13 protein-coding genes are annotated in these 14101 nt (G+C 32.1%); 10 read left to right on the top strand and 3 right to left on the bottom strand.

Features of this window, described 5'->3' with window-relative positions; all coding sequences use genetic code 11:
* Positions 1-33: 33 nt before the first annotated feature.
* From ACRD62_RS16045 to ACRD62_RS16085, 9 genes are read left to right on the top strand one after another with little or no spacing between them, the layout of a single operon-like run.
* Positions 34-1422 carry a lipopolysaccharide biosynthesis protein gene (locus ACRD62_RS16045; RefSeq protein ID WP_430821129.1) on the top strand — a complete coding sequence of 463 codons (1389 nt, stop codon included), beginning with the start codon at positions 34-36 and terminating at the stop codon, positions 1420-1422.
* Positions 1419-2612 (top strand): CDP-glycerol glycerophosphotransferase family protein, encoded by a 1194-nt coding sequence (locus tag ACRD62_RS16050; RefSeq protein ID WP_430821130.1) that lies wholly within the window; start codon positions 1419-1421, stop codon positions 2610-2612. Before ACRD62_RS16045 ends, ACRD62_RS16050 begins: the two co-directional genes overlap by 4 nt.
* Positions 2612-3772, top strand: a complete 1161-nt coding sequence (locus tag ACRD62_RS16055; RefSeq protein ID WP_430821131.1) for a CDP-glycerol glycerophosphotransferase family protein — start codon at positions 2612-2614, stop codon at positions 3770-3772. Before ACRD62_RS16050 ends, ACRD62_RS16055 begins: the two co-directional genes overlap by 1 nt.
* The gene (locus ACRD62_RS16060) at positions 3766-5079 is read left to right on the top strand and encodes an O-antigen ligase family protein (RefSeq protein ID WP_430821132.1); all 1314 of its coding nucleotides are present in this window, start codon (positions 3766-3768) and stop codon (positions 5077-5079) included. The genes ACRD62_RS16055 and ACRD62_RS16060 overlap by 7 nt, the downstream gene beginning before the upstream one ends.
* Before the next feature lies 1 nt (position 5080).
* Complete coding sequence (locus tag ACRD62_RS16065; protein ID WP_430821133.1) at positions 5081-5833, top strand: glycosyltransferase family 2 protein; 753 nt, start codon at positions 5081-5083, stop codon at positions 5831-5833.
* Entirely contained in the window at positions 5823-6512 is a 690-nt protein-coding gene (locus ACRD62_RS16070; RefSeq protein ID WP_430821134.1) for an acyltransferase, read from the top strand. The genes ACRD62_RS16065 and ACRD62_RS16070 overlap by 11 nt, the downstream gene beginning before the upstream one ends.
* A 3-nt stretch (positions 6513-6515) precedes the next feature.
* Complete coding sequence (locus ACRD62_RS16075; RefSeq protein WP_430821135.1) at positions 6516-7625, top strand: glycosyltransferase family 4 protein; 1110 nt, start codon at positions 6516-6518, stop codon at positions 7623-7625.
* Positions 7625-8716: a DUF1972 domain-containing protein gene (locus ACRD62_RS16080; RefSeq protein WP_430821136.1), complete on the top strand. Its 1092-nt coding sequence runs from the start codon at positions 7625-7627 to the stop codon at positions 8714-8716. Before ACRD62_RS16075 ends, ACRD62_RS16080 begins: the two co-directional genes overlap by 1 nt.
* Before the next feature lie 3 nt (positions 8717-8719).
* Complete coding sequence (locus ACRD62_RS16085) at positions 8720-9889, top strand: hypothetical protein (protein ID WP_430821137.1); 1170 nt, start codon at positions 8720-8722, stop codon at positions 9887-9889.
* A gap of 32 nt (positions 9890-9921) precedes the next feature.
* On the opposite strand, the gene ACRD62_RS16090 is transcribed toward ACRD62_RS16085, so the two are convergent.
* Positions 9922-10863 (bottom strand): sulfatase-like hydrolase/transferase, encoded by a 942-nt coding sequence (locus ACRD62_RS16090; RefSeq protein ID WP_430821138.1) that lies wholly within the window; start codon positions 10861-10863, stop codon positions 9922-9924.
* 132 nt (positions 10864-10995) lie between these two features.
* Between ACRD62_RS16090 and ACRD62_RS16095 the strand changes: the two genes are divergently transcribed.
* Complete coding sequence (locus ACRD62_RS16095; protein WP_430821139.1) at positions 10996-12054, top strand: mannose-1-phosphate guanylyltransferase; 1059 nt, start codon at positions 10996-10998, stop codon at positions 12052-12054.
* 81 nt (positions 12055-12135) lie between these two features.
* Here the strand turns inward: ACRD62_RS16095 and ACRD62_RS16100 are convergent, their stop codons facing one another.
* Both ACRD62_RS16100 and ACRD62_RS16105 read right to left on the bottom strand, forming a co-directional pair.
* Positions 12136-12879: a GIN domain-containing protein gene (locus ACRD62_RS16100; RefSeq protein WP_430821140.1), complete on the bottom strand. Its 744-nt coding sequence runs from the start codon at positions 12877-12879 to the stop codon at positions 12136-12138.
* A complete protein-coding gene (locus ACRD62_RS16105) occupies positions 12876-14009 on the bottom strand; it encodes an acyloxyacyl hydrolase (protein WP_430821141.1) in 1134 nt (377 codons plus the stop codon). The genes ACRD62_RS16100 and ACRD62_RS16105 overlap by 4 nt, the downstream gene beginning before the upstream one ends.
* Between the last annotated feature and the right edge of the window lie 92 nt (positions 14010-14101).

The raw sequence follows: 14101 nt of genomic DNA on the forward strand, positions 1-14101 counted from the left end.
GAGGTTTTCCCTCAATAGAATCTAATAGAGGAAATGAAGCAATTAAAAGAACTGTTAGGAGACTCGATAATATATGGATTGGGTAGTTTTTTATTAAAAGCTACCCAAATATTTGTACTGCCATTGATACTGTTCTTCTTGAAAAAGGATGAATTTGGTACTTTAGATTATTTTCTTAGTCTTAAGAATATTTTAGTAATAATATATGGATGGGGAATCTTAACATCTATCTTTAAGTTTACCAATAGTTCGCTACGTAAGGATCATGTTGCTTTTAATGGTTTCTTGGTTGTTGTGACTATCACAGGAATTGGTTTGCTAATTTCTCTATTATGTTTCTTAATTCCTGAAATTAGTATTTACTGGAAAGAAATAATTTATATTCACTTAATATCCACATTTGCAGCATTTATGTCCATTCCATTAGGAATATATAGACAGCGAAGAGAACCTTTGAAATATATATTAGTTAATGTGGTGTATACCATTGTATTTCTGGGAGGATCATACTTTCTGTTATTAACTTCAGAGTTAAGCTACTTGGCAATACTACTTGGCCACTTGTTTGCTTCTATAATTGCTTTTGTTATTGGTACAATTGGAGTTATTAAATATATCAGATTCAGGTTTGAAAAAGAGTTGTTTAAGAGGATGTTGGATTTTGGGTTTTCAATTCTATTAAATTCTCTGTCATTTGTGCTAGTATTGGGAACAATGAGGTTTTTCTTAAAAATTAACGGCACGTTTGATGACGTTGGTATACTTGGAATGGCACAGCGGTTATCATTATTTGTTGGAGCGTTACTAATATCTCCCTTTACTTTAGCATGGTTGCCGTTTGTTAAATCACACTATCAGAAATATGATTTTAAAGAAACTGTAAATCGTGTTTTTACTATATTCCTTTGGGTAGGATTGTTTTTTTGTTTCTCTCTTGAATTATTGCAAAATGATTTTTTTGATTTAATCAAAAATTATGAATATAGGGAGGCAACTAATTATGTTCTACCTTTGTCTTTTTCCTATTTATTACAAGGCTTTTATTTCATATTCTCAGCAGGCATTTTTTTGGCAGATACCACCACGAAGTATAAAGTAATTGGCGTGATAGTGCCAATCTTTAATGTTGTTTTGTATGGAATTTTTCTGAATAAGATTTCCATAAATTTTGTAACCTATATCTCATTATTGTCTTTTTTACTAGCGACCATTATGGCTTATGTGTATGGAAATAAGAGACTTGGTGTTAAGTTGTTCAGGTTTCGAAATTTGTTTATTATTGGATTGTATATAGTTTTATTTATTGGTATTTCAATTCTGGAAAGTAAAACAAATTATTCTTTGGAAATGCTTATAAGTAAGCTACTTTTTATTATTGTATTATTAGGTGCCCATGTACTTGTAGAGTTTAAACGAAAATGAGTAAGTTTTTGTATTATTTGTTTGGCAATGTACTTTTTGTTATAAGTTCTTTATTTCCCAAATCACTAAGAATTTGGGTTTTTGGATCCTGGGGAGGGAAAGCTTACGCTGATAATCCAAAGTATCTTTTTGAGTATACTACTTTACATCATCATGAAATCAAATGTATTTGGTTAACACGAGATAAAGATGTTCGAACCCATTTAAGGAAGGAAGGTTATAATGCTTATTATATAAACAGTTTACTTGGCGTTTTTTATTGTATGAGAGCTTCAGTTGGAGTGATATCCCATGGATTGGTAGATCTAAATCGCTATTCTTGTGCTAGAATGAAAATAGTAGAAACTTGGCATGGAATTCCATTAAAGCCTGTTTTACTTTCAGATCAGAAGGAAGAGGCAAAAATTAAGTATAAACGTTCACTGCAGTTAAGATATGTTTTTCCTTTTTTATGGAAAAGCATTCGATATAGGAGCTTTCTTGCCATACCGAGTACATCTGATTATACGACAGAAATTCTGAAGAAAGTTTTCGGAAAAACTGCGCCAATTGTAAAAATAGGACTTCCCAGGTTAGATGCAATGTTAAAACCTAATATGGAGAATGAGATTGCTATTCTAATAAAGAATATTAGAGCTAATGGCAATAATGTCGGAATTTATATGCCAACGTATAGGCGAGAATACGAGTTTGATATAGTTTCAGAATTAGTCAAGAATATTAATGTTATTGAAAAGCAAAGTAGAAATAAAGGATTTGTTTTATTTATTAAAATACACCCATTTGATTTTAAAAAGCTGCCTACAAATTTTAAAAGCAATAACGTAATCTTTCTGTTAGATTCAGAAATAAATAACGATATCTATCAGATCTTGGGATTGTTTGATTTTTTAATTACTGACTATTCGAGTATTATTTTTGATTTTCTCATTCTTTCAAAACCGATTTATCTTTTAACACCTGATCGGGATGCATATATTGAGTCAAATGGTGAGTTTGTATTCGATTATAGAGAATTAAATTTACCTGTATTCAATGATTGGAATTCCATATTGGAGTTTTACAGTAATTGGATTGATGATAAAACGGAGGATGATTTAAAAAGAATAAGTAAGCAAGTTCACTCTTATTTTGACAGTAAGAGTTCAAAAAGGATGGTGGATCTGATTATGAGTAAAATAATGTGCTAATGATTAAAAAGATTATCTGGGTAATTATTGGACTTTCATTAAAGTTTATTAGTCATATATTTCCAGTAAATAGGAATAAATGGGTTTTTGGAGCTAATGATGGTAATAGCTATGCCGACAACGCAAAGTATTTTTTTGAATATACATATGAAGAACACAAAGATATTAACTGTATTTGGTTAACAAGAAATAGAGAAGTACGTGAATTACTAAGGTCGAAAGGATTAAATGTTTATATGAACTTTTCTTTAGTTGGAATCTATCATGCACTGACTGCTGGAGTGGTTTTGTTTTGTACTATGAGAAGTGATATATTGTTTATTTACCCTCGAGAGCAAAGGAGAATAATTAATCTTTGGCATGGAATGCCAATGAAAAAGATAGTTCATGATTATGAACCGCATAGTGTTCTGCAACAAAGCTATAGAGCGAAGCTGTGGGATTGGTTGGTTGTTGGTTTTGGGCATCACAATGTTGATTTGATTCCGGCAACTTCTGAATGTTTTGCAACTATATTGAAATCAGCATTTCGCAATGAAAATGTTGAGATCTTAGGTCAACCTCGAACAGATGTATTCTTTAAGTGGGATGCCAAGGAGATTAAGAAGAATCTGGGTTTTATGGAGGATGACATTGTTATTACCTACATGCCCACACATCGAGCATATGGAAAAGGTCTACAGAATCCTAAGATATTTAAGGGTGATAGTAAAGCTATAGATTTCTTTAAAAAAAATAATATTAAAATAATATGGAAGTTTCATAAAAATATGGTGTTAAATTATCGTGAAGATAAAGAGGGGGAATTATCGGAAGTATTCATTGATATGACTAAAGAAAAAGTAGATCCTCAGGAACTTCTATTTGTGAGTGATATTTTGATAACTGATTATTCAAGCTGTTATATTGATTACATGTTACTAAACAGACCAATAGTCTTTTATCTTTATGATGATTATGAAACGAATGATAATGAGTTGTATTTCTCTCCACAAGAAATTAAAGGAGCCTATCTGGCATTTAATGAATCAGAGTTATTAACTGTACTGGAAAAATCACTCACAGAGAGTAATGGAAATATTGAGGTTTCTTCATTTCACTTGCATAATGATAATAATTCATGTAAACGCATTTTTGAATTCCTGCAGAAACAATGTTAGAATTATTAGTTATACTCATTCTTGTAGCTATTACTCTTTTTATTAGGATTGAAAAGGGAATTACTATGTTCATGATAATTTTACCTTTTCATGCTTTTATTAAGAATTTCTTTACCTTTTTTATGAATGGAGGAGGGATTTTTGCGAATTGGAAGGAATTAGTGCTACTGGTAATTTTAGGAAAGATTATTTTAAGCAGTAGCCGAATAGTACTTAACAAGAATCTCTTAGTACTTTATTTTTTGTTCTTAATCAATGTTTTATTTTTTTTCTTTTTTACTCAGAATAAAAGCAATGCCTTAAACCCACTCAGAAATCATCTATTTTTTATTATTACTTTTATTATTTTTTCCAATATTAAATTGGATTATATAAAATTAAGAAAGTTCGTTATTTATGCGTCTGTGTCATATTTTATAGGTTATATATTTGGATTTATTCAACTTTTTATATTTAAAATACCTCTTGGTTTTTATATGGGAAGGATTGAATCAATAAGTGCTGATGGGTATATCTGGTACACAACAACATCGGCACGGATACTTGGTTTTGAAAGGATGGCTGGAGTAATTGGGGGACCAAATGATTTTGGTTTGTTTGTTGCAGTAACTTTATTATTTAGTATTGTTGCACGTTATACTGATCTAGGATATAGAAAAGGTAAGATGTATAAGCTACTTTTTAATATTATAAATAGTGTTGGAATTGTTGCTTTAGCTTATTCATTATCAAGGGCAGCTTGGGCAATTTTTATTGGTGGACTGATAATGTTTGTAATTACAAAAAAAGTAAAGATAAAAATATCATTTCTTTTAGGATTCATGATCATGTCAACAATTGGATTGTTTATGCTTGCACAGAGTGAAATAATAACTAAGGTTTACTCAAAAACTATATCAGGAGATGAAGCAAGCTCTGCTGATCGCTTAAATGATGTTAACTCTGGATTTACTGAAATATTTAATCGCCCATGGGGCAATGGATTGGGAACAACAAATAATCAAAATCCTGATGTTATCCAATTCTTTGCAGAATCGGCAACCATTAATATGATATATGAGATTGGGTTTATTGGATACTTTCTACTAGTTTTAATTTATTTGGTTATAAGCATTAAAAGTTATTTTAAACGAGACAAATTATATTTTGCACGACTTTCGTTGGCTCTGGTTTGTGTCACATTTGCAGCAAGTTTCTTTTCTGTTAATACACAAGGTATGCCTTATATTATATTATCTTGGGCATTTATAGGATTAGGTGTTAATCCTTATTTAGAGATGAATGAAAAAGTTAATATTATAGAGTGAGATGAGTATCATTAATAATCAATTATCAATCATATGTGCCACTTATAATGCATCATCTACAATCGAAAAGTTTCTTGATTCAGTTAAAAGTCAAACTTCTAAATTATTCGAACTAATTATTATAGATGGAGGCTCAACTGATAGAACAGTCGAGTTGATTGAGGCACATCCCCATTTAGTAACTAGTTTAATATCAGAACCAGATAAAGGTTTGTATGATGCCTGGAATAAAGGTGTAGAACTGGCTACTCATGATTGGATTTGCTTTGTAGGTGCTGATGATACAATAAGACCAGATTTTGTTGAATCATATTGTGAAATGATCGATAAATATCATGATGAAGATGTAGATTATATATCTTCCAAAGTTAACTATGTTAATTTTGATGGAGAAACTGTTCGCATTCTTGGTAAAGCCTGGAAATGGAAAGAATTTAAAAATCAAATGACATGTGCACATGTGGGTTCTTTACACAATAGAAGGCTTTTTGAACAAATTGGCTATTATGATATAAACTATAAAATTATTGGGGACTACGAATTGTTGCTGAGAAAGAAAGATAAGCTTAATGCGCGGTTTTTGAATAAAATTCTTGTTGATATGACAGCGGGAGGTATGAGTTTGTCGTTTAAATCCCTTAAAGAAAGGTTTTATGCTCATGTGAAGACTGGTGGAATGTCTAGGTTATTTGCTTTTGGTATTTTTTTATTAGGGTGTATTACATTGTTAAAACTAAGGTTTGATGTTAGGTAGATTTTTATCAATTATTATTAGTAAGATAAAAGGCGAACAGTTTGTTTTGGATAAGAATATTCCTTCTGGTTATTTATTAGTATTTGTTCTAAATAAATTAATTGAATTTATTAGGGGCATGCTGATATTTCGTAAATTATCATGTAGTGTGTTTATTAGCACAAAGTGTTCATTTAAGTGTAAATCCAAAATTAAGCTTTGTGGCACAGTTGTATTTGGAAGAGGGGTATACATTGATGCTTTATCAGAGAAGGGAATAACTCTTGAAAATAATGTATCAGTTGGCAAATATACCACCATTGAATGCTCTGGTAGTTTAAAGGATATAGGAAAAGGTCTTTCTGTTGGAGAAAATGTAGGTATGGGAACGCATGGTTTTTGGGGATGCGCAGGAGGGATAAGCGTTGGTGATGATACCATTTTTGGAAATTATGTAAGCTTACATTCTGAGAATCATAATTTTAAAGATCTTGCAAGGCCGATTAGGCAACAAGGGATTAACAGGCAAGGTATAAAAATAGGCAGTGACTGTTGGATTGGAGCAAAAGTAACCATATTAGATGGAGCGAACATTGGTAATGGATGTATTATCGCTGCAGGTTCTGTTGTTAAATCAGGATTTTATGAGGATAATTCGATATATGGTGGAGTTCCTGCAAAATTATTAAAAAAGAGATAAGTAATGAAGATTTTAGCCGTACATCAAGGGTATGAACTGTATGGATCTGATAGGATGTTTATTTTATCTCTCACTGCACTAAAGGAAAAGTATCCGGATGCTTTAATTACTGCAAATATTCCCAAAGATGGTAAACTTGCAGATTATCTAAGAGATAATAATGTGTGTGATCATCTTGTTATAAAGCCAATGGCAGTATTGCGTAAAAGTGACATCAAAAGATTAAGACTTAACAAACTACTTGGGTCTTTATGGCGCATCAGAGAAACTATTCGATTTTGTAATACTTACGATATTGTATATATAAATTCTATAGTTGTTCTTTCATATCTTTTAGCAGCCAGGTATACAAAAGGTAAGGTCCTATTGCATATTCATGAAATTCCTTCTACCAAATTAATGCTATTTTTTAGACAACTTATTCGTATTTCAAAGGTAAGTTGTTTGTATATATCTCAGGCTGTTTGTTCTCATTTCAATTTAAAAAATAATGGTATAATTGTAATTAATGGAATTAAAGGATTTCCATTTCAGAAGAAAGAATTTACTAAGCCTCTAAACTTCTTAATGATTGGGCGTATTAACGATTGGAAAGGCCAGGATTTTTTAATTCAAAGTTTAACGAGATTAGCTTTAACTAATAAAAGTATTGATTTTAGATTAAGAATTTTAGGGAGTGTTTTTGAGAATCAGAGGCACTTTTTAGAAAAAATTAATGGTCTAATTGAAAATAGCATAATTAAAGAGAAAGTTAAAATTATTGATTTTGTTGATGATCCTTGGGAGAATTACAGATGGGCTGATGTTGTTTTTGTTCCTTCCAAAAGACCAGAACCATTTGGATTAGTTGCTATTGAAGCAATGAGTGCAGGAGCAATTGTTATTGGAGCAGAACATGGAGGACTAAGTGAAATCTTCGAAAATAATCATAGCGGCTTATATTTTAAACCCAGTGATGAAACTGACCTAATAAGGGCTGTACTAGTCTTACAAAATAACAGGGAAAGCTGTTTCAAGATTGCCAAGAATGGAAGAAAATTGTTTGAACGTGAGTATACTGAGCAGGCATACATTAATAGGTTTGTAGGTGCTTTGACAAAATTGAATTTTTAATGAAGATAGCTGTAATTGGTACCAGAGGTATTCCTAATTATTATGGAGGATTTGAACAATTTGCCGAATATTTAGCGAAATATTTGGTAGAAAATGGACATCATGTATCCGTTTATAACAGTCATTATCATCCTTATCAGGAGCCAGAATGGAAAGGGGTAAAAATAATTCACAAATACGATCCGGAGAAAAAAATAGGTACAGCGGGCCAGTTTATCTATGATTTAAACTGTATTCTTGATTGTAGAAAAAGAGATTTTGATGTCATTCTTCAATTGGGCTATACAAGTAGCAGTATATGGGGTAAACTTTTACCTTCAACTCCTCAGATAGTAACCAATATGGATGGTTTAGAATGGAAAAGAACCAAGTATACTAAAAAGGTACAACAGTTTCTACTTTATGCTGAAAAACTAGGTGTGAGATATAGTGATTATTTGGTGTCTGATTCCATTGGAATTCAAGATTACCTGAAGAAGAAATATAATGTTGATTCAACCTATATACCTTATGGTTCCCATGTGATAGAGAATTATTCGGAGGACTATTTGCAAAAGTACAATCTCGAACCTTATAAATATTCCATGTTAATTGCACGATTGGAGCCTGAAAATAGTATTGAAATAATATTGGATGGTAAGCGTTTGGTTGAAGATGATGAGCCATTTCTGGTTGTTGGAAATCATACAACCAAATATGGAGAAGATCTGAAAAAGAAATATGCACATAATGATTTAATAAAATTTGTTGGTGGAATATACGATATTGAGCAATTGAATAGCTTAAGGTATTACTCAAAGCTCTATTTTCATGGACACACTGTAGGAGGTACAAATCCGAGTTTATTAGAGGCAATGGGATCGGGAGCCTATATCTGTGCTAATGATAACTTATTTAATAAGGCAATTTTAGAAAATGATGCCTGTTATTTTAAAAATGCTGTTGATGTTAAATTTCATTTAGAAAGTTATTATTCTAAGCAACGGAGGGAAGTGATTGAAAACAATTATACTAAAGTAAGGGAATTGTATAATTGGGAAAGAATAGTCAAACAGTATGAGGAAATTTTTATGAAGGCTTTAAGTATGTAGACTATGGACCAAACAAAAAATGAATACATATTAATAGTTAGTATAATTCTTTTTTTTCTTTTAGATTCCATCAATTTTATTATTGAACAGCAGGTAGGTTTAAATTCATTCAATAGTGTATCTGTATATGGTAAGGCAATTATTGAGGGATATGCATTGCTGGCCATTTTAAAGCAGAAGGCTTATGGAAAAGAACTGGGTTTATTTACTAGCCTGATAATATTATCACTTTTGAGTTACTTTGTTCATGTTTTAAGGTCTGGAGTTTTTGAAACAAAAGTATTATACATTATATTAAAGCAAGCAAATAAATACGTATTTGCAATTATAATTTATCTCTGGATTAAATCATCAAACCTTAATTGGAAAAAAATACAACCTATATTTGAGGCTATTTTCTTAATTTCTGCCATTATTGTTTTAATTGCTTTTATATTTAACATTGAATTATTTTATACTTATAACCAAAGTAGATTTGGCTATAAGCCATTATTAGCCACTCAAAATGAAATCACATATTTTTGGATGATTGGGATTATCTTTTTTGGGGAAGAATTCTTCAGTCATAAAAATGCACCTAGTTTGATTAAGTTAGGATTGATAATGTTGGCAGCATCTATGCTTGGGACAAAAGCAATTTTATTATTCATATTTTGCTATTTGATCTATTTATTAGTTTTTCAGGCTAGATTATCATTAGTGAAAACTGTAGCTTTGGGTATAGGTATTTTGATAGTCTTAGGAGTATTTGTGTATTTAACAGGGATTTATGGGTTTTTTATAGAAAAGTTGGAAAACCAAGGGGTGTTATATGCCATCACGTCGAAGCGAAGTGCATATATTGCGCAAAATGTAATACCATTGTTAAATGACTTTAAGTTTTGGAATTATTTTATAGGTGGTAATTATTTTAAGATACCATTAACTGAAATGGATTTGATAGATATCTTTTGCTTTTGGGGAGCAGTTGGATTTATATTATATATTTATCTAGTAAGAATGACAATCTTTTCATTTAACATGCACAATAAAGTAGGTATCTTCTTTATTTCACAGTATGTATTGATTGGAGCACTTGCTGGTCATGTGTTTGCCAGTGGTATTAATGCAATATATTTAGCACTTACATGTTATTATCTGCAAACAACTGATGGAGGGTATAAGGACAAATAAGAGGTAATAATAAAATGAACAAAGATCAGTAATTACCAATTAGAAAATGTTTCTCTAATATCTTGTCCCTCCATATCAATCATCTTCAACTTTAATACTGATGCCATGGTTTCAGTCACATCAATAAACGAATATAAGGTATCCACACGGATGCCTTTTTTTATGTTCGGACCATATGTAAATAACATACAGTGCCGGCAACCGGCACATGTATCGCCATGCGATTTAAAACCATCCCTGATGCCATCCAGGTGTCGGCCATGATCGTTTGTGATAAACACGATGGTTTGATCTTTATAAAAAGGATCAGCATCCAAGTATTTATAGATCAGGTAGATCAAGCTGTCTGTGGTTTGAATGGCTTTCAGATAATTATTCCAGTTGCCCGAATGACCAGAAGCATCCGGTTCTTTAAAGTTAATCAGACAAAGACGGGGCTTAAATACATCCAATATCCATAGCGCTTTTTTGAGTGTAATACTGTCGTCACGATATCCATAACCAGTGCCAAGTCCTTCTTTACCACAATCGAAATAGGGATTGTACTGATTTTGCCAGAGCGAATCCTTGCAGTTGCTAAGGACTGATAACTTGTCTTTACTGGAGATAATCCAGCTTTTTTCCTGGTATTTTTGTTCAAAGTATTGAAATATTGAAGGATGTGTGGGGTACTCTGTACCATTATTGGCAAGGGTGTCATAATATCCCGTAATTAAAGCTGTATGCCCTGGAATGGTTGAGGTGATGCCTTGATTCTTTAAATTAGTAAATACTGCTCCTTTGGGAGCAATCGAATCAGATAGAAAAGGAATAAATTGATGGGTTGAATCACCCCAGGTTTCAGTATAGCGTGCGCCATCCATTACTATCAAAACGACTTTAGGTGTGATGACTGTTGGTTTATAGTGGTCATCAATACAAGACGTTAATATTACGATTGAAGTAAATAGTATTGTAAACAAGTGTCTTCCCATGTTTATAAATATACAAAATTGATTTTTTAATGTCGTTAGTTCCATATTACAATGTGAATCATTTGTGATTATTGGCAATACTGTTATCTTGCAGATTCAACTAGAATAGATCAATATTGAGAAAATCTGAATATGCATACAAATAACTACCTGATTATAATGGCCGGTGGTATCGGATCCAGATTCTGGCCAATGAGTACAGCCAAGACTCCGAAACAGTTCCTTGATATTCTGGGAACCGGAAAAACAATGATTCAACAAACTGTTGGTAGGTTTGGGGATTTAATTCCGATGGAGAATATTTTTATTGTTACCAGTAAGAATTATAAAGAAATTGTTCAGGAACAACTCCCTGAGATTTCTGATTCACAGGTGTTACTGGAACCATGTATGCGTAATACGGCTCCTTGTATAGCATATGCAGCTTATAAGATAAATAAAAGAAATCCTGATGCTAATATAGTTGTGGCACCATCAGATCATCTGATTACGGATGAAAGTGGATTCAGGAAGATAATCCAAAAAAGTCTGGATTTTACATCTAAAGATGAAGTGCTTTTAACACTGGGTATTCAACCTCATCGCCCGGAAATCGGTTATGGCTATATTCAGGCAGATTCAGAAGTTGAAATCGGAGTTAATAAAGTTGCGGCATTTAAAGAAAAACCAAACATTGATACTGCAAAAGAATATTTGGCTGAAGGAAATTTCTTTTGGAATGCGGGAATTTTTATCTGGTCAGCAAAGAGTGTCATCAAAGCTATTAATAATCATCTTCCAGCGGTGGCTGAAATATTTCAAAAGGGAATTGATGTTTATGATACAGATAATGAGCAATCTTTTATAGATGAATATTTTCCAACATGTGAAAATATTTCTGTTGACTACGGTATAATGGAGCGAGCTGATAATATCTATGTTATGCCGGCTGATTTTGGTTGGTCTGACCTGGGAACGTGGGGAAGTTTATGGGAGAAACGACAAAAAGATGAACAAGGTAATAGTATTGTTGGAGATCAGGTACATCTGTTTGAATGTAAAGATACAATTGTAACCGTACCAGAGGGGCGATCGGTTGTTCTACAAGGATTGAATGATTACATCGTTACTGAAGCAAATGGAGTATTTATGGTTTGTAAAAAAGAAGATGAGCAGCGAATAAAAGAATTTCAGAAAGGGGTGAAAATGTGATGTGAATTATCGACAAAAATTGATATGAAGTAAATGGCTTGCCTTTTGGTGAGCCATTTCTGGTTAGTATTGGTTCTTATATCAATCAATCTTTATTACCTCTCCGGTAGAATTAAAATAGGGTAATTCAATGTGTTGGTGCTGTATTGCTGGATTACCAATATAATAGGTGTTGCCTGTAGAATAGGTGTTTACATTCAGTTCGTTAATGACGTTTACTTTACAATAGCCAATTGATTTATGGGTAATATTGGTTGTTTGTGAAAACAAATCGAGAGCATCAAGATTGACACTGCCTTCAAGAATATAACTGACATTTTCAACTGTTCCCTTTATTATATGGTTTCCTACATTATTTAACCCATAAACAGCAAGCGAAAGATTTTGGCATGTTAAATCAAGGTTTGATTCTGTATACTGAGAACCACCATTCATTGTCAATTTTAATTGATTTGTTTCAATATTCTCAATGCAATTTATTTGACAGACAGCATTAAGGGTAATGTTAATAAGATTGGAACCATCAATTGTAATTTCGGGGAGCTTACTTTTTTGTATAAAATAATGGTCGTTATCAATTCTTAATGTATCCCCATTCTCTTCTAAAATTATACCGTCAGTGAGATAATCATATCCACTGATGTGAATAGTTTCAGGTGATGAGTTAGTTAATATAATCCGATATGAAGCATCTGCGATAAGATATTTAATTTTTCCAACGTTATAATCATATTCTACCATAGAACCTTCTTTTTTAAGAAAGTCGATGTATTCACACGATGTGCAAATAAAAAAGGCAAGCAGTATTATACTAAATTTCTTCATTGTTTGTATTTAAATCGGTAACCTAAGCCAAATTCAAGGAATTCAGCTCTGAAAAAACTTGCCTTCACACTAAAGTTTGCAATTAAATGATTGCCTAAATAATGTCTAATTCCAATGCGCGGATAAATAGTTTCCGGTGGCTTCATTTTGGTATGAAGGTATTTCCCAATATTCACATATAAAGTTGTTTTGCCTAAAAATACATTGTATGAAGCATAAAGACCATTAATCCAGTAATAGGAAGAGTTTAGGTCTTCAGGTAATTCACCATTTGCGAATTCCATCCATGCAAATGGAATACTCTCAGTATAAAACTGATCAAATCCGAGTCCCAAGGCCCTCTTTTTATTCAGATACCAAAGATGTTGTATATTGATACTGGTATTCCAGTATTTTTGGTTGTTGTATCTATTACTTTGGCTACGACCGAAATTACCTCCAATTAAGACCTCACGTTTATGACTTAACTCTGGTTTTGTTTTTCTTACGGAAGGAGTGTTTTTAGAATTGAAATGATATTTAGTGCCAATACTTGTTGTTATGGTATTTATTCCATGATTTGGCTTTTTTGTGGCACCATTCGAAAGATGCGTAAGGGCTCCACTAGCTGATAGAGAAAAATTTTTATTAATGCGATAGTCGAAAAGAAGCCCTAATCTGATATAAATATTTAGATGCGAGCTAAAAATAGAGTTGTAAGGATTATCATCAATATCAAACGGGTGATTCACATACCCCAATCCCATGGATACTCTATTTTGCAGAGTTATTCGATTTGATCGGTAAATATTGTAATTAATATAAGGGAAGAAGGCAAGGCCAGCTCCGTATATATTTTTATTACCAAATGTTCCATAATATAGTCCAAGACCTATTTCAGGATAATTAAATGTACTTTGCCATGAATCTTCTGAAAAAACAGTTCGGCCATAGTTTATCTCAAATCCTTTTGAATAATCTTCAATAAAATACATCATTGAAGGATGATGTGGTATCACCAATCCTCCATGTAATCTGATGGTTAGATATTGATGGATATCTGTTTTTTTTGTTGCTCTATTTGAAGGCTGTGCTTCTGAGAATGCAACAAACATGAACATTGTTATAAGTGTAGTGATAAGATTTTTCAATCGATACAGATGTTTTGCTGCGAAAATAATAAAAATTAAGCATGTCTATTATCCTTGTTCATTCGGTACAATTATTGTTATTTTGGAAGCTT

The sequence above is a fragment of the Carboxylicivirga caseinilyticus genome (genome assembly GCF_050589785.1).
Taxonomy (GTDB): domain Bacteria; phylum Bacteroidota; class Bacteroidia; order Bacteroidales; family Marinilabiliaceae; genus Carboxylicivirga; species Carboxylicivirga caseinilyticus.